Below are 19859 nucleotides of genomic sequence, written 5' to 3'. Positions count from 1 at the left end.
CCGGCCCCTGGCTCAACGCCTGAGGACGAGACCGACGCCGACGCGGGTAATGTCCGTGGGATCGCCGACGTCGCGCACGGTGCGCTCATAGCTGACGTCGCCGGTCAATGCGAGATAACGGTTCATGTCCCAGGTGAGGCCCGCCCCGGTGCGCCAGGTCGTCTCGTCGGAGGAGCGGTTATCCGAGGGGTATTTGCGGATGATCAGGGTGTTGGACAGTCGCGCGACGAGATCCGAGCGCATCTCGTGGGTGATGAGGTTGAGCAGGGTGTAGTCGATCGAGCCGGAATCGCCCGCAGTGGTCGACGGGTTGAGACCGGTCGATAGTCCGAAGAGGACGTCCGTGCCGCGCTGCGGCGACCAGTTGAGGCGACCGTCGATCGACAGGCCGCTGACGTCGCTCAACCGATCATCCTCGAAGCGATAGGTTTCGTAGCCGAGAGCGATCTCGCCGTTGAGCTTCTCGCCGAAGTCGACCTCCAGGCCGCCTCGTGTCGCGTAGCTTTGATAGGATCGCTCGAAGCCGAGCGTGTCCTGGCGAAGATCGTAGATCGACCTGCCGACCGCGGCCTCGATGAACGGGATCAAGGCCGGCGACATTTCGTAACCGACCCGTGCCGTCACGGTACCGCTGTTGCGGTTTCGGTCTTCAACGGAAAGCGTCGTGCCGTTTTCCAGTTCCACGTTACCATAGGTCTGCCGTTCGAGATCGAGCCCGACAGAGCCGCGGATGAGGCCGAAATCGCGCTCGATCGCGGCGCCCAGCCGATAGGTGTTGACGCCTGATTGGGTCTTTGCATTGGAGATCGCATTCGGATCGTCCGCGTCTTCGCGGTAGAAGCTGTAGCCCGCCCGCAGGCGCGCAATGGTTTCATCCCAGAGATCCAGGCGCAGTTCCGCGTCGATATCGGCGCGGGGTTCTTCCTCGCCTTCGCCGGAAATGTTGTTTTGTATGACGCCGGCGCCGGTGACCGTCAGTGCGTGGCGGGACCAGTCAGACGTTAACGTGCCGCGGATGCCGGTTTCCAGGTAGCCGCGGTTCTGCTTGGTATCGCCGTCCTTGCGCCATTCATGGTTCAGCGTTTCGCCGATCTCAGGCCGAAGGGTGAAGGTGCCGATGCGAACGCCGACAGCGCGGTCGTCGTCGGGATCTATCCGGGTCCGCAACCCGTCGAGCGTCGGTTCGCGGCGGTTGAGGCGGACGAGATCTTCGTCGGACGCCGGTGACAGGTCATCAGTGCTGACGGCACCCGTCGTCTGCGGATCGGCGATCGCAGGGGCAGCGGCCACGGTGCCCGGGACAACGACGCCAGGGGTCGTCGGCACTGCGGAATTGGCGACGGTTTGGGCGTGCGACGACAGCGGAGCGGCAAGCGCCGTGCCAGCCAGCAACAACGCCATCAGCGTAAAACGCCGGGCGTGTCTTCCGGTCGAGCATAAGTCGTCTGGCACCATCTGCCGTTTGTCCGCGAGCCTGATTGCAATCCTTTCGCAATCGTAAAGCCGCGTGGTTAACCAATCGTTTCCAAACGGGAAAAACCCTTTAGTGACGGGAAGATGGCAATGCTTCGATGAAGAGCCGCTTCGAATGCGCCCGCGGGCCTTAGGCGCTTTCGACCGTCAGGCTGCGTCCATGGCTGGCCACGATGCGCACGCGCGTGCCGGCGGGCAGATCCGGGCCTTCGACGATCCAGATCGTATCGTCCAGCCGCACCCGTCCGTGACCTTCGGCGATCGGCTTTTCAAGCACGGCCGTTCGGCCGACGAGGCTCTGTGCCCGCTGATTGAGCAGGGGCTCGTCCGTCTCCCTGGCGGACGACGAGACGAAATGACGTCCGAGGAGGACGGAGATGATCGACAGAAGCGCAAAGACGACGAACTGGACCTGCCAGCCCCACACGATCGTGTCCCACAGCAACAGCGACAGCGCGCCGGTGATCAGCGCGGCAATCGCGATCCAGATGAGGAAGACACCTGGTGCAACGACTTCGGCGGCCAGCAGGACAAGTCCGAGAACCCACCAGCTCCAGGGGCCGAGTTCAAGGATGATGCGCTGGACCATCGCTTATTTCCCCTGGGGTTCGAACGGGCCGGTGCGCGGGGTCGTCGTTGGGCGCTGACGGGCGGCGGGCGCTTGATTGTCGCCGAACACTTCCTTGGCGATCGCGCCGATGCCGCCGAGCGACCCGATCAGGGCTGACGCTTCCATCGGCATCAGGACGATCTTCTGATTGTTGGCAGTGCCGATCGCGGCGAGCGCTTCGGTGTATTTCTGGGCGACGAAGTAGTTGATCGCCTGGACATCGCCGGCAGCAATCGCGGCCGACACCATCTGCGTTGCCTTGGCCTCGGCTTCCGCCAGACGTTCGCGCGCCTCAGCGTCGCGGAAGGCGGCCTCGCGCTGGCCTTCGGCCTGCAGGATCGCCGACTGCTTGGCACCTTCGGCACGCAGGATCTGGGCGTTTCTCGAACCTTCGGCTTCCAGCACCTGGGCGCGCTTCTCGCGCTCGGCCTTCATCTGTCGCGCCATGGCATCGACGAGGTCCTTCGGCGGCGCGATGTCCTTAATTTCGACGCGGGTGATCTTGATGCCCCACGGGTTGGCGGCGTCATCGACGACGCGCAGCAGCTTCTCGTTGATGGTGTCACGGTTCGACAGCAGCTCGTCAAGGTCCATCGACCCCATGACCGAGCGGATGTTGGTCATCGTCAGATTGAGGATGGCGTTCTGGAGATCCGACACCTGGTAGGCAGCCTGGGCTGCGTTCAGCACCTGATAGAAGGCGACCGCATCGGCCGAAACGCTGGCATTGTCCTTGGTGATGACTTCTTGAGTCGGAACATCGAGGACCTGCTCCATCACGTTCATCTTGGCGCCGATGCGGTCGATGAACGGGACGATGATGTTGAGGCCCGGTTCCATCGTCTTGGTATAACGGCCGAAGCGCTCAACCGTGTAGCGATAGCCCTGCGGCACCGTCTTGATTCCGGCAAAGAGAACCAGAACGACGAGGACCACAAATGCGATGACCGCAATATCCATACCGCCCAACGACAAGTCCGCCATGATCACAACCCCAGTTTGAGAGTGGCACTCTAACCCAGACGTGGGGATCGGTCAGTCGAATTCAACCGGCTGCCACAGATTTCGGCTTCAAAGCCAGCCGCTTAGCTCCCGGCGCACGACGTGTTCGAGAACCGTCATGCCCTCTTCGCTGTCGTTGAGGCAGGGAATGTGCGCGAATTTCTCGCCGCCATTGTGATGGAAGCTTTCGGCCGCCTGCTCGGCGATCTCCTCGAGCGTTTCCAGACAGTCGGATACAAAGCCGGGGTTGATCACCGCGATGCGCTTGATGCCGTCCTGAGCCAGCTTCTCGACTGTCTTGTCGGTATAGGGCTGCAGCCATTCTTCGGGACCGAAGCGGGACTGGAAGGTGACTTGCAGCTTGTCCTTCGACCAGCCGAGCTTTTCGCGCAGCAGGCGCGCGGTCTTCTGGCACTGGCAATAATAGGGATCGCCCTTGTCGAAGTAGCTCTTCGGGATGCCATGGAAGGAGGTGAGCACCACTTCCGGCTCCCAGTCGAGCGTCGCCAGGTGCCGGGTGATCGAACTGGCGAGAGCGTCGATATAGACAGGATCGTCATGATAGGGCGGCACGGTGCGCAAGGCCGGTTGCCAGCGCATCTTGAGCAGCGCCTCGAATGCCTTGTCGTTGACGGTGGCGGTGGTTGCCGCGGCGTATTGCGGATAGAGCGGGAACACCAGGATGCGCTCGCATCCGGCCTTCTGCAGCGCCTCCATCCGCGAGGCAATCGAAGGCTGGCCGTAGCGCATGCCCCAATCCACCACGATATGCGGCTGATCGGCGAAGGTCTTGGCCATCAAGGTCGCCTGGTTGCGGGTGTAGGTGCGCAGATAGCTCTCGTTCAGATCCTTGTTCCAGATCATCTCATAGGCTTTGCCGACCTTGCCGGGGCGGGTGTTGAGAACGATGCCGTAGAGGATCGGATACCAGAACAGCCGCGACCATTCGATGACGCGGCGGTCGCTCAGGAACTCTCTGAGATAGCGGCGCATCGACGTGTAGTCGGTACCATCGGGCGTGCCGAGATTGACGAGCAGCACGCCGACCTTTCCGGACTTGACGGGCGGGTGGTTGGCGGGAGCGGTCTCGGCGAGTGGCATCATCATATCGGTCCTCATGGGCCCTTATACGTCGGGACATGGTCTTCGGTTCACGTCCTTCTAAAAAGAAATGCCGGCGCGGGGAAGCCCGCGCCGGCATCCGAAGCAGAGGCAAATTGTCCTTATACCAACCTGCGCCGATATTGGCCTATTGCGCCGGCGCGATTTTGGTTTCCAGCAAGGAGAAAACCGCAACCGGACCCCTGCGGTCCGGTGAGGATTGTCGACGCTGCCTGGTGGCCAAAAGCGCCCGGCCCTTCGGGTGGGCCGTCTGTCGGCCACCGGCAGCGTCGCAATCCTCGACCGATGCCAAGGCATCGCTCTGCGGTATGCTCCTTGCCGGATGACCGCAGACGGTCCCACGCAAGAGGTCAATATCGGCGCAGGTTGGTATTACTTTGCCGGAATCTCCAGTTCGGTGCCGACATGCAGGTGGCGCGGGGCCGGCTTGCCGTTGGCAGCCGAGATCTTCGCCCAGAGGGCACCATCGCCGTAGAACGCCTTGGCGAGATCCCAAAGCGTGTCGCCCTTGGCGATCACGTGCTTCTGCGGACCGGAGGCCGGCGTGGTCGCGGCGGCACCGGCTGCAGGCTGCGTTGCCGTTGCATCGGTCGCCGGCTTGGCTTCCGTTGCCGGTGCCTCGGTCGTTGCGCCGGCGGCGGCAGCGACCTCGGTGATGCGGCCATCGGTATAGGGCTTGAACGGCTGGTGTGCGGCAAGGTAGTCGGCCAGAACGGTTTCGAGACCCGGTCCGTAATCATAGGCATTCTCGCCCTTGGCCTTGAACACGTCGTAGCCGTCGCCGCCATTGCGCATGTAGTTGTTGGTGACGAGCGAATAGGTCTTTGCCGGATCGAGCGGACCGTAAGCCTCTCCGTCCTTCACCTCTACCGAGACGACACGGCTGCCGACCGGCTTCGAGCGGTCGAAGGAATACTTCAGGCCGGCGACCTGCGGGAAGCGGCCACCCGCCTCCTCGAGCTTGCTCAGGCCATTCTCGAGCGCTGTCTGGATGTCGGCGCCCTTCAGCTGGAACGTCGCAACCGTGTTCTGGAACGGCAGCACGGTGATCGCTTCGCCCATCGAGACGTCGCCGGCATCGATCGAGGCGCGCAGGCCGCCGCCATTGGTGATGGCGATCGTCACGCCCTGGCCCTTGACGCGGTCAAGCATGGCGTCGGCAACCAGGCTGCCCATTTCGCATTCCTTGGCGCGGCAATTGTCACGCGAACCATCGATCGGCGCTTCGGTCTTGCCGATGATCTTGGAGCGGAGCTCCTCGATCGGCTTGGCGAGTTCGGCGACGCGGGTCAGTACCGACTGATCCGGCTTGATCGAGCTGTCGACCAGGATTGGGTCGCCCTTGGCGGCCTTCACCACGCCCTTGTCGTCGAAGGTGACGACGAGGTCGCCGAGATACTTCGAATAGGAGGCGGCCTGGACGACGGGGACCTTGTAGCCGCCGGGGTTGTCGACCATCGTCGGGTAGGGGCCTTCGGCCTTTTCGTCGGTGTTCGAGAGCAGGCTGTGCGAGTGGCCGCCGACAACGACGTCCACATCGGGGATCTTGGCGATCGCCGCGAGGTCGCGCGGGTAGCCGACGTGGGTGAGCGCGATGATCTTGTCGACGCCCTGCTTCTTCAGCTCCTCGACCGCGGCGGTTGTGGTGGCGACGTCGTCGCCGATCAGGATGTCCGGGCCGGGTGAGGAAAGCTCAGGCGTGTCGTTGGCCACGGCGCCGACGATGCCGACCTTCTGACCACCCACTTCCAGAACGATCGACGGCTTGATCCGGTCGCCGATCTTCGACTTGTAGCTCGGCAGCACGTTGGCGGTGACGACGGGGAATTCGACCTTTTCGAGGAAGCCGACAAGGCCATCCTCGCTCTCGTCAAACTCATGGTTGCCGACGGTCATGGCGTCGAACTTCATCAGGTTGAGGAATTCGGCTTCTGCCAGCCCCTTGTAGGTGGTGAAGAACAGCGAACCCTGGAAGTTGTCGCCGGCGTTCAGGAGCAAGACGTTCTTGCCCGACAGGTCCTGGCGCTTCTGATCGATCAGGGACTTCAGGCGCGCAACACCGCCGAAGCACTCGCTCTTGCCTTCCTCCTCAGCCGAGCAGGTCGAATCGAACTTGTTGATCGATTCGATGCGGGAGTGGAGATCGTTGATGTGCAGGATGTTCAGTTCATAATCGGCGAAGGCTGCGCCCGAGGAGAGGGCAAAAATGGACGCGGTCATCAGGCCGGTCCGCATGTGTCTGATCATGATGTTCTCCTGTTTTGCCTGTTGTCTTCCGGCCGATCGCGGATCCGGGTTACGGATCTGGTCCCCACAGCCGGGGTGGCTTTGCCGGGGCGGATGTTTTCATCACTTCGGGGCGAGTTCAAGCGTTAAAGCCATCCTCCGGTTGCCGGATCTGCAACTAGGGTTAAGTCATACAATAGCAACAAAAAAAGCCCCCTTGCGGAGGCTTTGATTTGTGTACCGAAGACAGTCTCAGCCGCGTCGCGCCAGCGAGAACTGGGCGCCGGCATCGGTGGTGCAGTTGAGCTGGCTCTGGGTGACCAGCGCGCAATTGACCTTGGATTGGGTGTTGCGCACCAGCGAGGTCATGTTGATCTCGACGAGTGTCGGGCTCAGCTTGACGTAGTTGCCGGAAGCCAGCAACTGGTTGCTGTCGGTCGTGCGGGTCGAGAAGGTGCCGCCTGCAAAGGTCGACACGATGCCATTCGGATCCGTCCATGAGCCTTCGACACCCGATGCCTGGCGAGCGGGCGGTGCCCCTCCAACTTCCCGGGGCGACGACTGGCAGGATGCCAGGGCCGCGGCGGTCGCGAGAAGGGTCAGAATTGCGAATGGCTTCATTGGCGATTTCCCTCGCTTGGTGCCGAGCGTCCGTTTCATTTCGCCGAACCATGCCGCGATCAAGAGTTGAAAGCAAGAGCGGTCGGGCCGGCGTGCCGGGCTTTTCCCATATGGACAAAAAAAGCCCGGGGCGAAAATGCCCCGGGCCGTATGCTTCGTAATGTCAGCGGTTTAGCGAACGAGGATGTTCTTGAACTGCCAGGGATCCTTGGTGTCGATGTCTTCCGGGAACAGGCCCGGGCGACCGTCGAGCGGGGTCCAGTCGGTGTAGTGGCCTTCGACCGGGCCGAGATAGGGCAGCTGCACTTCGAGGCAGCGCTTGTAGTCCACCTCGTCGGCTTCAACGATGCCGGCCTTCGGGTTCTCGATCGCCCAGACCATGCCGGCCAGAACCGCAGAGGTGACCTGCAGACCGGTGGCGTTCTGGTAGGGGGCGATGCGGCGGGTCTCTTCCAGAGACAGGCGCGAGCCGAACCAGTAGGCATTCTTGTCGTGGCCGTAGAGCAGCACGCCCAGTTCGTCGACGCCTTCAACGAGTTCCTTCTCGTCGAGAACGTGATGGACCGGCTGCGCATTGCCGCCATTGCCGAACATTTCGTGCAGCGACAGCACGGCATCGTTGGCCGGGTGGTAGGCATAGTGGCAGGTCGGGCGGTAGGTGACTTCGCCGTCCTTGTCGCGCACGGTGAAGAAGTCGGCGATCGAGATCGACTCGTTGTGAGTGACGAGGAAGCCATACTGCGGGCCCGGCGTCGGGCACCAGCTGCGCACGCGGGTGTTGGCGCCCGGCTGCTCCAGATAGATGGCGGCCTTGCAGCCCTTCTTGTGCTTCTTGGCGTTCTTCGGCATCCAGTTCTCGTGGGTGCCCCAGCCGAGTTCGGCCGGCTGCAGACCTTCGGAGATGAAGCCTTCGACCGACCAGGTGTTCCAGAAGACGTTGAGCGGCTTCGGCTTCTTGGTCAGCTGGGTGTCGCGCTCGGCGATGTGAATGCCCTTGACGCCGACCTTCTTCATCAGCTTGGCCCAGCCTTCGCGGTCATCCTGATGCGGCTCGTCGAACTTCACGCCGAGATCGTTGGCGAGGTTCAAGAGGCCCTGTTTGACGAACCACGAGACCATGCCCGGGTTGGCGCCGCAGGTCGAAACGGCCGTGGTGCCGCCCGGGTTCTTTTCTTTTTCCTTGCGCAGCGTTTCGCGCAGGGCGTAGTTGGTGCGCGAGGCATTGTCCATTTCGGCATCGAAGTAGAAGCCGAGCCACGGCTCGACGACCGTGTCGATGTAGAGAACGTCGAGCTTGCGGCACATCTTGATCAGGTCGACCGAACCGGTGTCCACCGACAGATTGACGCAGAAGCCCTGGCCTTCGCCTTCGGTCAGAAGCGGCTTCAGGAGTTCCTTGTAGTTGTCCTTCGTCACATGCGCGCGAACGTGGCGCACGCCGTGGCGCTCGAAGATCTCGTTGTCGGCAGCATCCTCACGGGGCTCGATCACGATCAACCGGTTCTTGTCGTATTTGAAGTGGCGCTCGATCAACGGCAAGGTGCCGCGGCCGATCGAACCGAAGCCGATCATGACGATCGGGCCGGTGATCTCGCCGTAAACCGGATAGGTGGTGTCTGCCATTTTGGTCTTACTCCTGAGGAAACTTTCCCTGAGACGGTGTTGAAAGTGTCTGAAAATGAGGCTCGCGCCGTGTGATAGGCCCTAGAGCACAGTTTGCTGTCACAATAAAGGGCCGGCGGGTCAACGCTGATCTGCGATATTGTTTAACCAGCGATGGACAGTAGGGCCGAAATCAGGGCATCGCGCTTGCTGACGAGGCCCTTGTAGGCCGCCTGCGGCAGGTCGAGCGCGCGCAATTGTTCGACGAAGGAAAGGGCCAGCGTGGCGGCATCATCCCTCTGTCGCAAAAGAGCCAGAGGGTCGGAATAGATGCGGATGGTGAAGACGATTGCGCCGGTCTGGGGCAGTTTTCTGAGCGTCTGGCGCTCGATGCGGATGAACGCGCTTTCTTCGGTCAGGTCGATGGCGGTTGCCGAGTGGCTTTCGGATTTCGACTTGGGCAGATGCAGGGAACCATCGACATTGACAGCCCAGTTGAAGCGCTCGACGAAACGGCCGGGCGGCAGGTTGTCGAACATACGGGCAATGAGTTCGGCATTGCGCGTGCCGTGCTCGAAACCGGGAACCGGGGCGTGGATCTCATCCATCGTGCGCCCGAACTTTTCCGCGAGCGACCAGGATGAGGGGAAAGCGATATAGGCAGCGCCCAGGCGCCAGCCGCGATCGCCGCGCTGCATGATCGCCAGATCGTCCTGAATGAGCGAGCCCGCAATCACAAGCGGGTCGTCGCCCGACAGCGCCACCCGTCGCCCGCCGACCATCATGGCATCGCCATCTTGACGGTAGAGGCCGGGATATCGCGGCGGCAGATAGTCGGAAAGGGTTTGCAGCAACTCCTCCTGCGCTTCCTGCGTCCCGTTATCGGCAACGAAAACGGCATCGCGCGACTGCGCGAGCAGCTGGGCTTTCTGGTCGAGATAGTGCTGTAGCTGGTCGTCCGGCTCGATCCAGCGATCGGGATCAAGTTGGGTGAGGCCGATGGTAAAGGGCTTTGAGGAACCGTCGTAGGGCGTGTGCTTCATGCGCGATGACCGGATCATTCTCGCGATTTAACCATATTCCCTTTCGTTTCGCATGGGCCGAAGCTTGTCACAAGCACTTCGTGCTATAGCTTTCATACAATCATCCGCTACGCGCCATGATTGTTGTTTCCTTGCCCGACCTGGAGGCGTTGCAGACTGAACGTGACCGGCGACCACATCAAGACTCTCATGGGCCTGCAGGCCCAAACGCCCGTGCTGATGGCTCTCTACGATCAGCACGACAGGCTGCAATTTGCCAACGAGGCTTTTCGCGCCGCCTATTTCGTCGACGCGGAGGAGACGCCGACCTGGGCCGACATCATGCGGCGCAACCACGCGGCCAGTCGCGGCACGGTTCTTTCGACCAACGACATCGAAGGCTGGATAGCATCGACAATGCATCGGCGCGGCAAGGTTCCGTTTAGGGCGATGGAGACCGACCTGCATGACGGCCGCTGGCTGTGGATGACGGAAACCGTCGATGCCAAGGGACACATGCTGTGCGTTGCCGTCGACATCACGACCGTCCGCGTCGAGGAGCGTGCCTTGCGCCAGGACCGCGATTTCGCGCTCAGGGCCTCGCAGGTCGACGAACTGACCAATGTTCCCAACCGGCGCCACACCATGGGGCGGCTCGGCGAGTTCATCGCCAATTGCGCCCAGAACCCGCATATGTGGGGCTGCGTCGCCATCATCGACATCGACTATTTCAAGGCGATCAACGACCGCTACGGCCACCATCAGGGTGACGAGGTGCTGCTCGATTTTGCCCGCCAGATGCAGGAATTCGTGCGCCGCTCCGATTGCTTCGGCCGCATCGGCGGCGAAGAGTTCATGCTGATCCTGCCCGACACCACGATCAGCGAAGGCAACATGATCCTCGACCGCCTGCTCGACAAGGTGCGCAGCGCCAGGCCGCTCGCGAGCATTCCGGAGTTCTACTACACCTGTTCGGTGGGGCTGGCCGAGTATCGGGAAGGCGACGGCGTCAAGGATATCTATGCGCGCGCCGACGAGGCGCTTTACCTCGCCAAGCGCGACGGTCGCGACCGGGTGAAGCGCTATACCCTGCCGGGCTCAGACCCCGAGCTTCGCCCGGATCAGGCCCCGTAGCGAATTGCCGACATAGAGTTGGCCCCGTGCCAGATCGTCTGGTGACAGGCGGGCGACGCGCGCCTGCCGCTGGCAGATGAGTTCGGTCCTGAGCACGCCGGCCAGGAGCCCGCAGGCGATCGGCGGCGTTTTCAGCGTGCCGCTGCCGTCGTCGAGGAAGATCGAGGTGATCGTCCCCTCGCACACCTCGCCCTTCTCGTTGAGAAGGAGAACTTCGTCGACCTCCGATGCCGGATACTCGGCGCGTGCCGCCTCATAGACATCGCGCCGCGTGGTCTTGACCCGCAGGAGCTTGTCTTCGGACGAGAGCCGCGTCTCAGCAAGACGCACGCGCCAGACTGTGTCTGCAGCAAGAGGCGTGAAAGCTGCCGTGGTCACGGCGATTGCGCCGTGGCGGTCGAGCGTCAACCTTATGCGCAGGGGAACAGTCGCCCCCTCGACGGCCTTCTGCAGCTCTGCCTGCGCCCGGTCGGCGCCGGAAAAACCCAGTCTGCGCGCCGACCGCTTCAGTCGGGCGAGATGCAATCTCAACCGGACGAAGCCGTCATCGGGCTCGTAGCGCAACGTCTCGATCAGCGAGAACTCCGTCATCGGGCGATCTCGGCATCGCCGATGGCGAAGCGCGCCTTGAGCAGGCATTCGTCATATTCGGACTGGGCGCTGGAATCAAAGACGATGCCGCCGCCGACATTGAACACCGCCTCGCCATCGGCAAACAACGAGATGGTGCGGATGGCGACGCCGAAGCGCATGACGCCGTTCGGCGCGATGAAACCTATCGCACCGCAATAGGCGTCGCGCGGGCCGTCTTCGAGATCGTGCAGGATTTCCATTGCCCGCATCTTCGGCGCGCCGGTGATCGAGCCGCAGGGAAAGAGCGCCGTGAAGATATCGGTGATGCCGACATCAGGTCGCAGTTTCGCCCTGACATGGCTGACCATCTGATGAACGGTCGGATAGGTCTCGATGTCGAAGAGTTTCGGCACGTCGAGCGTTCCGACCTCGGTGATGCGCGAGATGTCATTGCGCAGTAGGTCGACGATCATGCGGTTCTCGGCCTGCGTCTTCTCGTCGGCGCGCATCGCGGCGATGATTTCGGCATCTTCCTCTGCCGAAGCACCACGTTTCGCCGTGCCCTTCATCGGATGCGTTTCGATCCATCGCTCAGCATCAACGCGGAAGAAAAGCTCGGGTGAGCGCGAGACGAGGATCGGGCCATCCAGCGCCACGAGGGCTCCGTACTTGACCGGCTGACGCTCGATGAGCGACCAGAAGGCGGCCCGCGGGTCGCCGGACCAGCGGGCGCGGATCGGCATGGTCAGGTTCGCCTGATAGCAATCGCCCTGGCGCAGGTGCTGATGCAGGCGCCCGAACCGCTCGCGATAGGTGGGAAAATCCCAGGCGGCACGCGGTTCGGCAAGAAAAGGCTCGTTCTCGATCCGGCGTTGCGGTTCGGCGAGCGGATGGTCGTCGCTCGGTGCGTCGAAGATGCCGAAGGACATCAACGGCGTTTCGCGACCCTCCTCGGCGAAGGGGGTGAGCTTCTCCTCGAACAGATGGCCGGCCTCGTATGCCATGAAGCCGGCAATCCATTTGCCGGCCGCGTGGGCACGTTCGAGCTCGGCAAGGCCACGGTGGAATTCGGCCTTGGTCCGCGCCGTGACGATGCGCTCCGGATCAGTGAAAACCGTGGTCCGGTTTTCACTGTCGTCCCGGAAAAGCACATAGGGTGCATTTTCGTTCATCGATGCCGCTTTGCTGACAGCCTATTCAGTGGTCGACCACGGGTTCGCCGCGGATCACGCCTTATCAAGCGCCTCGAGTTCGTCGATCAGCCCTTCGATCATCGACAGACCCTGTGCCCAGAACGACGGATCGGTGGCGTCGAGGCCAAAGGGAGCCAGCAACTCCGAATGGTGCTTGGTGCCGCCGGCCTTCAGAAGCTCGAAGTACTTCGCCTGGAAGCCCTTTTCGGCGTTCTGGTAGACGGCATAGAGCGAGTTCACCAGGCAATCGCCGAAGGCATAGGCATAAACATAGAAGGGCGAGTGGATGAAATGCGGGATATAGGCCCAATAGGTCTCGTAGCCCTCGGAAATCCGGATCGCCGGCCCGAGGCTTTCCGCCTGCACCGAAATCCACAGATTGCCGATATCCTCGGCGGTCAGTTCGCCTTCCTTGCGCGCCGTATGCAGCTTGCGCTCGAATTCGTAGAAGGCGATCTGGCGCACGACCGTATTGATCATGTCCTCGACCTTCTGGGCGAGCATGGCCTTGCGCTCGCGCTTGTCCTTGGTCTGGTCGAGAAGCGCGCGGAAGGTCAGCATTTCGCCAAAGACTGACGCGGTCTCGGCAAGGGTCAGGGGCGTCGAAGCCATCAATGCGCCCTGTTCGCCGGCGAGCACCTGGTGCACGCCGTGGCCAAGCTCGTGGGCGAGCGTCATCACGTCGCGCGGCTTGCCCATGTAGTTGACGAGCACGTAGGGGTGCGCCGACGGAACGGTCGGGTGGGCGAAGGCGCCGGGCGCCTTGCCGGGGCGAACCGGCGCATCGATCCAGCTGTCGTCGAAGAAGCGGCGGGCGATCGCGGCCATTTCGGGATCGAAGGCGTGATAGGCAGAAAGCACCGTGTCCTTTGCCTCGTTCCAGGAAATCAGCGCGTTCGGCGTTTCCGGCAGCGGTGCGTTGCGGTCCCAGAAATCCATCTGTTCCATGCCGAGCCACTTGGCCTTCATGGCGTAGTAGCGATGCGAAAGGCGCGGATAGGCTGTCTTCACCGCTTCTGCGAGCGCATCGACGACTTCGCGTTCGACCCGATTGGCCAGATGCCGGCTGTCGGCGATATCTTCGAAGCCGCGCCAGCGATCCGAGATTTCCTTGTCCTTGGCGAGCGTGTTGGTGATCAGCGTGAAGGTGCGGATGTTGGCCCTGAAGGTTTCGGCAAGCGCCATCGCAGCCTTCTTGCGCACTTCGGTCGACGGATCCTGCAGCAGGTTCAACGCCACTTCGAGCGGCATCGTCTCGCCGTCGATGGTGAAGGTCAGAGACGCCATGGTCTCGTCGAACAGGCGATTGAAGGCGGCCGGTCCGGTCATCGACTTCTCGAGGAAAAGCTGCTCGAGCTTGTCGTCGAGCTGGTAGGGCTTGTCCTTGCGCAGGTCGAGAAGCCAGGGCTTGTAGTGCGCAGCCAGGCTGTCGTTGGTAAGTGCTGCGTCGATCACGGCATCGTCGATGCGGTTGAGTTCCAGCGAGAAGAACAGGAGATGCGCCGACATGTCGGTCAGCTTCGACTGCACGTCGCCATAGAGCTTGCCGTTTTCCGGCTTGGAGGTGTCGGAGAAATAGGTGAGGCCGGCAAAGGACGCGATGCGTCCCATAATGTCTTCCAGTGCCTCGAATTCCTTGACGGCGGCGCCGATGCCGTCGTTGCCTGCCTTCTCCGCGGCGGCAGCGAGCTTGCCTTTCCACTTGGCCTCGAACGCGATGGAATCCGCTTCGGCCTTCTTCATGTCCGAGCGGAAGGCGTCCGAGGTTGCGGACGGATAGAGATCCTCCAGCCGCCAGGAGGGCAGATCGCCGAGCCCGGCCGCAGCGCCCTGGGCAGGGCCGGCGGCGGCATGCACGACGGTTTTCTCGAGGGCGAAGGTGCGGAAGGTCATCGTCGGATTTCTCTCGTTCGTGGCAGGAAGAGGCAAGCGATACGGGTCCCATTGCTATCGCCGGCAATGGATAAAATGCAAGCATTTCTCAAAAGATGATGTTCAGCCCTTTATGGCACAGATGCCTGACGTGATTTGGCACATGACGTTGGCCAAAAGTACCGCGTGTCCAAAGCAGGAGGCTTCCGTGACATCACACATTCTTGTCATCGATGACGATCCGGTGCAGCGCCGGTTGCTGACGAACATGATCGAGCGTCTCGGTCATGTCGCGCATCTCGCCGACAATGGCCGCAGCGGCCTGGAGCTGCTGGAGCGCAAGGGCGGCATCATCAACGTCATCCTTCTCGACTTGCTGATGCCCGAAATGAACGGCCACGGCTTTCTCGATGCGCTGGCGGAACGGGGCGTCGATACGCCCGTGATCGTGCAGACCGGGCAGGGCGGCATCGAAACCGTCGTCCATGCGATGCAGGCCGGTGCCTTCGACTTCCTGGTCAAGCCGGTTTCGCCCGAGCGGCTGTCTGTGGCGCTCGGCAATGCATTGAAGATGGCGAGCCGCGACGGCAAGGTCAAAACCTCGCGCCGCCCGCGCGGCGGCGCTGTCGGCTTCGATGACGTCGTGTCGGCGAGCCCAGCGATGATCCGGGTGATCGATCTTGCCCGACGGGCTGCGCAATCCAACATTCCGATCGTGCTCGAAGGCGAATCCGGCGTCGGCAAGGAAATGGTGGCGCGGGCGATCCAGGCAGCCAGTGACCGCTCGGGCAAGCCGTTCATCACCGTCAACTGCGGCGCCATCCCGCACAATCTGGTCGAGAGCATTCTCTTCGGCCACGAGAAGGGCGCCTTTACCGGTGCCTCCGAAAAGCACAGCGGCAAATTCGTCGATGCCGATGGCGGCACGCTGTTCCTCGACGAGATCGGCGACCTGCCGCTCGAAGTGCAGGTGAAGCTGTTGCGTGCGGTGCAGCAGGGCGAAATCGAGACGATCGGCGCGCGCCATCCGCATCGGGTCAACGTGCGGCTGATCTCGGCGACCAACAAGGACCTCATCAACGAGGTGCGCGAGGGCCGGTTTCGCGAGGATCTCTATTATCGTCTCAACGTCTTTCCGATCACCATTCCGGCGTTGCGCCGGCGCAAGGAGGACATTCCGGTTCTTGTGCGCTCGTTCGTCGACCGGTTCGCATCCGAGCAGAGGCTCAGCACGCCGCTCACCGTTTCGAGCGGTGCGATGGCACTGCTCACCGCCTATGATTGGCCGGGCAATATCCGCCAGCTGGAGAACGCAATCTTCCGCGCGGTCGTTCTGGCCGAAGGCGGCGAGCTGACCGTCAAGGACTTCCCGCAGATCGCGACGCAGATCCCCGGCTACGTCGTTTCCGACCGCTCCGGCTTTTCCTGGGGCGATGCCGGGCCCGAGCGCCCTGCAGCTGTCGACCCGGCTGCAAACGTCTACCCCGATTATGCCAGCGCGGCGAAATCGATGGAGGCCGATGCATCTCACGACGGCCGTATGGAGAATGCAATTGCCAGCGTCGACGAGGGTGGAGACGTGCGCAAGCTTGCCGAAGTGGAGGAGGAACTGATTCGTTTTGCGCTGAAATTCTATCGGGGCCAGATGAGCCAGGTGGCCCGTAAACTCGGTATCGGCCGGTCGACGCTCTACCGAAAACTCAAGGATTACGGCATCGACCCCGACAATCCCCTGCGCGAGGCGGCATAAAATCGACGCATTCACGATTCATTAGCCGTGCAATTCGATCACTGCCGTTTAGACCTTGTTAGTGAAGTATTCACTATATTATAAGGGGCGGTGACGACTGTGGCATATATGCCATGCTGTCACCTTATTTGACAGTCATCTGAGACAGCGAAGCACGGTTGTCCGTCGGACGGGGATTGAATGCCAAATTTGTTCGGTTTTAAGAAGCCTCTCGGCTCCTTAGCTAGCAGACTCTGCTCGGCGATGACCCGTAAGGTGCCGCAGGTTCTGACATCCATCGCCCTCGCGGTATCGCTGGTTACCCCTGGCATGGCGCCTCCCGTCGAGGCTGCCGGCCAGACGCGCACGCTCAAGCTCTATTTCATCCATACGCAGGAAAAGGCGCAGATCACCTTCAAGCGCAACGGTCGCTACGACCCGAAGGGCCTGCAGCAGATCAACAGGTTCCTGCGCGACTGGCGTCGCAACGAGCCGACAAAGATGGATCCGCGCCTGCTCGACCTCGTGTGGGAAGTCTATACCAAGAGCGGCTCGCGCGATTACATCCACGTTGTGTCAGCCTATCGTTCGCCGGCCACCAACGGCATGCTGCGCTCGCGCTCCAAGGGCGTTGCCAAGAAAAGCCAGCACATGCTCGGCAAGGCGATGGACTTTTACATCCCCGACGTGAAGCTGAAGACGGTGCGTGAAATCGGCATGAAGTTCCAGGTTGGTGGCGTTGGCTACTATCCGACGTCGGGTTCTCCGTTCGTGCACATGGATGTCGGCGGCGTTCGCGCCTGGCCGCGCATGACCCGCAACGAACTCGCCCGTCTCTTCCCCGACGGCAAGACCATGCATGTTCCTTCCGACGGCAAACCGCTGCCGGGCTATAACCAGGCCGTTGCCGACTACAAGCGTCGTGTCGGCGCTTCGGCGATCGAAGTTGCCGGTGGCGGCGCCAAGGCGGGCGATGCCGAGAGCGGCAAGCGCCGCGGCAACCTGTTTGCCATGCTCTTTGGCGGTGGCGGCGACGAGGATGAAGAACCCACGGCAATCGCAGCCGGTCCGGGCTCCGACGACGAAGGCGGTGAAGCGCCGGCCAAGGTGCAGACGGCTTTGGCCCCCGCCGCTCAGGAAGCGCTGCCCGGCGTCGCCGGTTCTGTTGCCGCCGAGCAGCAGCCGACGGTTGCTGCCGATCAGAACATCAATGCGCCGGTTCCAGCCGTTCGTCCGGCCTTCAAGGATCCTTCGGATGGTGGCGTAGCGGTGGCACTGGTGGCGCCGCAGAAGAACGCCGCGCAGGACGCGCTGGCTGCTGCCCTGCCGCAGACGCCTGAAATGCCGAGCGAATTTGCCGACCTGGCTTCGGTCAAGGTGCCGGTTCCGCAGATGCTCGATCGTGGTGGTGTGAACGCTGCTGCCGGCGAAACGCTTGTCGCCTCGGTCGATCCGCTGGCAACCGACATGCAGGCGCTCGGCTTCGTGCCTGTGCCGGCCATGCGCCCGGCTGGCGATGCGGCCCTTGCCGCTGTCGCGGACGCCAAGGTTGCGGTCCCTGCCTTTGCAGAGCGTCCGGTTCTGGCCTCTGCCGAGCCGCCGCGTGATACCGCGGCCCAGGCATCGACACGTGTCGCACTTGCAGCCCCGACACCGGCCGAGCGCGAGCCGGTGCGGCAACCGGTGGAAATGGCCGCCTATGCGCCGCAGGCCTCGACGAATGGTCGTGCCAATGCCTTTGACGGCGCCTTCGATACCCAGGCGGAAGCCCCGGTAAAGAGTGGCCGTCCGAAGAAGCACGATGCTGAGGCGGCGACCCGTTCGTCGGTTCGCACCGAGCCGAAGCTGACGAAGAAGATCATCTCCGAATGGGCGCTTTCGGCCGGCCGTGTCGCCACGCTTTCCAAGCCCGTGAAGGCACCGCGCTTCGTCTCAAAGACGCTGCGGACCGCCCCGACGACAGTTTATGCAGCTGGTTTCAACAGCACAGCCGGAACAACGGTCGATACGGCCCGCTTCAGCGGCAACGCGGTCAACTTCATGGAAGTGAAGAAGTTCAGCACCAACTGAGCTTCACGCAACCGAGACCCAACAAAAAACCCGCCGGCGAGAACCGGCGGGTTTTTTGTTGAAGATTGCAGAAGAAATTATTCTTCTTCGGCAGCGGCCGGGATCATGCCGAGCGCCTGCAGGTAGGTGTCGAGGATCGCTTCCTGCTCCATGCGCTCGTCGGCGTCCTGCTTGCGGATGGAGATGACCTTGCGCAAGATCTTGGCATCGAAGCCGGTGGACTTGGCTTCGCCGTAGACGTCCTTGATGTCGTCGGCGATGGTCTTCTTTTCTTCTTCCAGGCGCTCAATCCGTTCGATGAAAGCGCGGAGCTGGTCGCGTGCGACGCCGTGTGCATCTGACATGGTCTTCTCCTTTTGCGGGGAATGAAATTCTTGGGTGCCGTGACGTGCCGCGAACGGCGGCCAAGGTCAAGGGCCATTGCGCAACAACGCCGGCATTTCCGTGGCGACCGCCTGCCGCAGGAGCTTATTCCTTGGGGCGGCTGGCTTCGAAGGCGGCTTTCTGTTCGCTCGATGCTTCCCTTTGGTTCAGCGCCCGCCACTCCTCATAGGGCATGCCGTAGACGATTTCGCGGGATTGCTCCTTGTCGAGTGCGACGCCTGCCTCGTTGGCGGCGTCCCGATACCAATTGGACAGACAGTTGCGGCAGAACCCGGCCAGGTTCATCAGGTCGATATTCTGCACGTCGCTGCGTTCGCGCAGGTGGGCAACGAGCCGCCGGAAGGCGGCGGCCTCGAAGGCGGTCTGCTGGTTAGGGGTGAGCTCGGTCATGATCCAATCTTTCCTCGTCTTAGGTATCGTAGGCGCCGGTGCGTGACGGGTGCCGCTCGTAGCGATGCAGGTCCGGGCGGGCGTTGAGGTCGGCAAGAACAGGAGCAAGCCGATCGGCCCATGCGGCAATGCCGGCCTCGTCGGAGATCAGGTCCTGCCGGACCTCGATCAGCGCGTGGGGAATGCCCGGCGCCATGCAGTGGCGGAACATCGTATCCCCGCGCAGCGCGCCGTCATAGGGTTCGTTATTGCCGACGACGATGTCACCCGGCGCCTCGAGCTTCTCGATCAGCGGTCGCACGGCACGCGGGTCGTTGTCCCAGAGCACGGCGGCATGCCAGGGGCGGGCAACGCCTTTCCAGGCGGGCGTGAAGGAATGGATGGAGATGACCAGCGGCGCACCACCCGACGCTGCCGCACTTCGCTCCAGCGTCTCGGCCACCGCGCGATGATAGGGGCGATGAAAACGATTGAGCCGTCTGTTCCATTCCTCGTCTGTCATCGGATGGTTTCCCGGCACGATCGCGCCGTCGGAAATCTTCATGATCAGCGTCGGGTCGTCTTCGCCGCGATTGGGGTCGATCAGAAGCCGCGAAAAACACCCGAGAACCGCCGGAGCGTCAAGCATGGCCGAAAGCCGGCGGACCAGGTGCTCGACGCCGATATCGTAGGCGATATGTCGCTGATATGCCGCTTCCGGCAGGCCGAGGCTGCCATATTCGTCCGGCAGGCGGTTCATGGCGTGATCGGCGAGAAGCACGAGGCCGGTTGTGGGCTTGGCTTCGATAATCTCATAGGGCGAATAGGACTGCATGCCGTTCCAGTCTGCTTTCGGG

17 protein-coding genes are annotated in these 19859 nt (G+C 62.3%); 3 read left to right on the top strand and 14 right to left on the bottom strand.

What is annotated here, in order from left to right; translation table 11 throughout:
• Window positions 1-12 precede the first annotated feature (12 nt).
• The 8 genes from LPJGGPFB_RS30440 to LPJGGPFB_RS30405 form a co-directional block, all read right to left on the bottom strand.
• Window positions 13-1401: an outer membrane beta-barrel protein gene (locus tag LPJGGPFB_RS30440; RefSeq protein WP_234903149.1), complete on the bottom strand. Its 1389-nt coding sequence runs from the start codon at window positions 1399-1401 to the stop codon at window positions 13-15.
• A 202-nt stretch (window positions 1402-1603) separates the two neighbouring features.
• Window positions 1604-2062, bottom strand: a complete 459-nt coding sequence (locus tag LPJGGPFB_RS30435) for an NfeD family protein (RefSeq protein ID WP_173423643.1) — start codon at window positions 2060-2062, stop codon at window positions 1604-1606.
• A gap of 3 nt (window positions 2063-2065) precedes the next feature.
• On the bottom strand, window positions 2066-3052 hold the full coding sequence (locus tag LPJGGPFB_RS30430) for an SPFH domain-containing protein (protein ID WP_173423809.1): 987 nt from the start codon (window positions 3050-3052) through the stop codon (window positions 2066-2068).
• Between the two features lie 102 nt (window positions 3053-3154).
• A complete protein-coding gene (gene hemH / locus LPJGGPFB_RS30425) occupies window positions 3155-4186 on the bottom strand; it encodes a ferrochelatase (RefSeq protein WP_173423808.1) in 1032 nt (343 codons plus the stop codon).
• A gap of 393 nt (window positions 4187-4579) precedes the next feature.
• Window positions 4580-6454 carry a bifunctional metallophosphatase/5'-nucleotidase gene (locus LPJGGPFB_RS30420; RefSeq protein ID WP_173423642.1) on the bottom strand — a complete coding sequence of 625 codons (1875 nt, stop codon included), beginning with the start codon at window positions 6452-6454 and terminating at the stop codon, window positions 4580-4582.
• A 231-nt stretch (window positions 6455-6685) separates the two neighbouring features.
• Window positions 6686-7054 carry an outer membrane lipoprotein Omp10 gene (gene omp10, locus LPJGGPFB_RS30415; RefSeq protein WP_173423641.1) on the bottom strand — a complete coding sequence of 123 codons (369 nt, stop codon included), beginning with the start codon at window positions 7052-7054 and terminating at the stop codon, window positions 6686-6688.
• A 171-nt stretch (window positions 7055-7225) separates the two neighbouring features.
• Window positions 7226-8677: a homospermidine synthase gene (locus LPJGGPFB_RS30410; protein ID WP_115419241.1), complete on the bottom strand. Its 1452-nt coding sequence runs from the start codon at window positions 8675-8677 to the stop codon at window positions 7226-7228.
• Between the two features lie 143 nt (window positions 8678-8820).
• The gene (locus LPJGGPFB_RS30405) at window positions 8821-9699 is read right to left on the bottom strand and encodes a heme-dependent oxidative N-demethylase family protein (RefSeq protein ID WP_427858710.1); all 879 of its coding nucleotides are present in this window, start codon (window positions 9697-9699) and stop codon (window positions 8821-8823) included.
• Between the two features lie 162 nt (window positions 9700-9861).
• Between LPJGGPFB_RS30405 and LPJGGPFB_RS30400 the strand changes: the two genes are divergently transcribed.
• Complete coding sequence (locus LPJGGPFB_RS30400) at window positions 9862-10812, top strand: GGDEF domain-containing protein (protein ID WP_173423639.1); 951 nt, start codon at window positions 9862-9864, stop codon at window positions 10810-10812.
• Here the strand turns inward: LPJGGPFB_RS30400 and LPJGGPFB_RS30395 are convergent.
• The 3 genes from LPJGGPFB_RS30395 to LPJGGPFB_RS30385 are packed head-to-tail and all read right to left on the bottom strand — an operon-like array spanning window position 10777 to window position 14471.
• Window positions 10777-11403, bottom strand: a complete 627-nt coding sequence (locus LPJGGPFB_RS30395) for an aminotransferase class IV family protein (RefSeq protein ID WP_173423638.1) — start codon at window positions 11401-11403, stop codon at window positions 10777-10779. The two genes, LPJGGPFB_RS30400 and LPJGGPFB_RS30395, sit on opposite strands and share 36 nt — an antisense overlap.
• Window positions 11400-12557, bottom strand: a complete 1158-nt coding sequence (locus tag LPJGGPFB_RS30390; RefSeq protein ID WP_173423637.1) for an aminodeoxychorismate synthase component I — start codon at window positions 12555-12557, stop codon at window positions 11400-11402. The genes LPJGGPFB_RS30395 and LPJGGPFB_RS30390 overlap by 4 nt, the downstream gene beginning before the upstream one ends.
• Window positions 12558-12611: 54 nt before the next feature.
• Window positions 12612-14471: a M3 family oligoendopeptidase gene (locus tag LPJGGPFB_RS30385; RefSeq protein ID WP_173423636.1), complete on the bottom strand. Its 1860-nt coding sequence runs from the start codon at window positions 14469-14471 to the stop codon at window positions 12612-12614.
• A 187-nt stretch (window positions 14472-14658) separates the two neighbouring features.
• Here LPJGGPFB_RS30385 and LPJGGPFB_RS30380 point away from each other — a divergent pair, with 187 nt between their 5' ends.
• Together LPJGGPFB_RS30380 and LPJGGPFB_RS30375 are read left to right on the top strand one after the other, a co-directional pair.
• Window positions 14659-16200 carry a sigma-54-dependent transcriptional regulator gene (locus tag LPJGGPFB_RS30380; protein WP_173423635.1) on the top strand — a complete coding sequence of 514 codons (1542 nt, stop codon included), beginning with the start codon at window positions 14659-14661 and terminating at the stop codon, window positions 16198-16200.
• Window positions 16201-16380: 180 nt separating this feature from the next.
• Entirely contained in the window at window positions 16381-18249 is a 1869-nt protein-coding gene (locus LPJGGPFB_RS30375; RefSeq protein WP_173423634.1) for a peptidoglycan L,D-endopeptidase MepK, read from the top strand.
• Window positions 18250-18326: 77 nt separating this feature from the next.
• Here the strand turns inward: LPJGGPFB_RS30375 and LPJGGPFB_RS30370 are convergent, their stop codons facing one another.
• From LPJGGPFB_RS30370 to LPJGGPFB_RS30360, 3 genes are all read right to left on the bottom strand, one after another.
• Window positions 18327-18593 (bottom strand): DUF2312 domain-containing protein, encoded by a 267-nt coding sequence (locus LPJGGPFB_RS30370; protein WP_025424796.1) that lies wholly within the window; start codon window positions 18591-18593, stop codon window positions 18327-18329.
• A gap of 124 nt (window positions 18594-18717) precedes the next feature.
• Entirely contained in the window at window positions 18718-19023 is a 306-nt protein-coding gene (locus LPJGGPFB_RS30365) for a DUF1244 domain-containing protein (protein ID WP_173423633.1), read from the bottom strand.
• Window positions 19024-19042: 19 nt separating this feature from the next.
• Window positions 19043-19837: an N-formylglutamate amidohydrolase gene (locus LPJGGPFB_RS30360; RefSeq protein WP_173423632.1), complete on the bottom strand. Its 795-nt coding sequence runs from the start codon at window positions 19835-19837 to the stop codon at window positions 19043-19045.
• Window positions 19838-19859: the final 22 nt, after the last annotated feature.

Source organism: Ensifer adhaerens (assembly GCF_013283195.1).
Lineage (GTDB): Bacteria > Pseudomonadota > Alphaproteobacteria > Rhizobiales > Rhizobiaceae > Ensifer > Ensifer adhaerens_G.
Note: the sequence above shows the minus strand (reverse complement) of the source record. Positions and strands in the feature narration are given on the sequence as shown.